This window comes from Rhodanobacter caeni, from assembly GCF_039523575.1.
Lineage (GTDB): Bacteria > Pseudomonadota > Gammaproteobacteria > Xanthomonadales > Rhodanobacteraceae > Rhodanobacter > Rhodanobacter caeni.
Window position 1 is genome coordinate 1 of the sequence record NZ_BAAAFO010000011.1, and the last position, 1,519, is coordinate 1,519.

Here is a 1,519-nt window from a genome sequence, read left to right on the forward strand (position 1 = left end):
AGCAGCGTGTGGAGGTCGCGGTCTTTGGTGGTGGGCAGACGGGTGAGCACGTCGGTAAGCCAGGCGTGGGGTTCGATGCCGTTGGCCTTGGCGGTGGCGATCAGGCTCATGATCGCGGCGGCGCGCTTGCCAGCGGTCTCGGAGCCGGCGAAGAGCCAGTTCTTGCGGCCGATGGCGATGGGGCGGATGGCGTTCTCGACCGGGTTGTTGTCGATCGGGTAACGGCCGTCGTCGGCGACGCGGGCCAGCGCGCTCCAGCGCTTCAGGGTGTAGTTCACCGCCTTGGCCAGGCCGGTGTTGCCCAGCACCTTGGGCTGCAGGGCATCGAGCCAGCGCTTGAGAGCGTCGAGTTTTGGCACGAGCAGGCGCTGCCGCTCGCCGCCCCGCGCAGGGGCATCGAGGCCGCGCAACATGGCCTCGATCGCATAGATCTCGCCGAGGCGCTGCAACGCCTCGGCGGCGGCCGGGCTGCCACTGGCCTGGTGCGCGTCGAAGAACTTCCGCCGCGCATGCGCCCAGCAGCCGAGCTCGGTGATGCCGCCGGCGAACAGCGCCTTCTAGCCGCCGTAGTCGTCGACCATCAGCGCACCGCGCCAGTCGCCGAGGAAGTCGGCGGCATGCTTGCCGGCCCGAGTGGGGCAGTAGTCGAAGATCACCATGGGCTGTGGCCCCGGACTTCGGTACGCAAACAGGTAGGCCCGCCGGGTCTTGCCGGCGCCCGGATCGAGCTGGGCCACCGGCGTCTCGTCGGCATGCAGGACCGGTGCGGCCAGCAGCTTCGCCCGCAGGGCGTCGACCAGCGGCTGCAGGCGCAGGCCGATCACGCCGAGCCACTCCGCCAGCGTGCTGCGCGAGAGCGCGATGCCGTGGCGGGCGAAAATCGCCTCCTGGCGGTACAGCGGCAGATGGTCGGCGTACTTCTGGATGGCGACCTGGGCCAGCAGGCCCGGGGCGGCTTGGCCGCGGTCGATCAGGGCCGGCGCCACCGGCTCGGCCGCGATCGTCTGGCAGGCGCGGCAGGCGTACTGCGGGTAGACGTCGCGGCGCACGAAGAACGTCATCGGTTCGACGTCCAGCTTCTCGCTGACGTGCTCGCCAATCGACACCAGTGCGGCGCCGCAGCGGGCACAGTCACAAGAGGCCAGGGCGTGGAGTGTCTCCCGGCGCGGCAGCTCGGCCGGCAGCGGACGACGCACCGGCTGGGCGCGCGGCGGCTTGGTCGGCGAGGCCGCCGCGCTGTCCCGCAGCACCTCCAACTCCGCTTCCACCGCCGCGATATCCGCCGCCATCGCCTCGTCGAACAGCTCACGCTGCTCCGGGTTCATGCGCTCGGATCGGGCCGCGAACTGCACCCGCCGCAGACGCGCCAGCTCGTGGGTGAGCTGGTCGATCTTGGCGGTCTTCCAAGCGATCTCGTGGTCCCGACGGGCGATGGCCTCGTCTCGCTGGGCAATCACCGCCATCTGCTCGCGCACCAGCGCGCGTAGCGCGTCAATGTCCGTCAGAGCAGTGAGTGCGG

1 pseudogene is annotated in these 1,519 nt (G+C 70.7%); it reads right to left on the bottom strand.

Features of this window, described 5'->3' with window-relative positions:
• Positions 1–1,505: pseudogene (tnpC, locus tag ABD017_RS16730) on the bottom strand (IS66 family transposase); the annotation flags it as partial.
• Positions 1,506–1,519 lie beyond the last annotated feature (14 nt).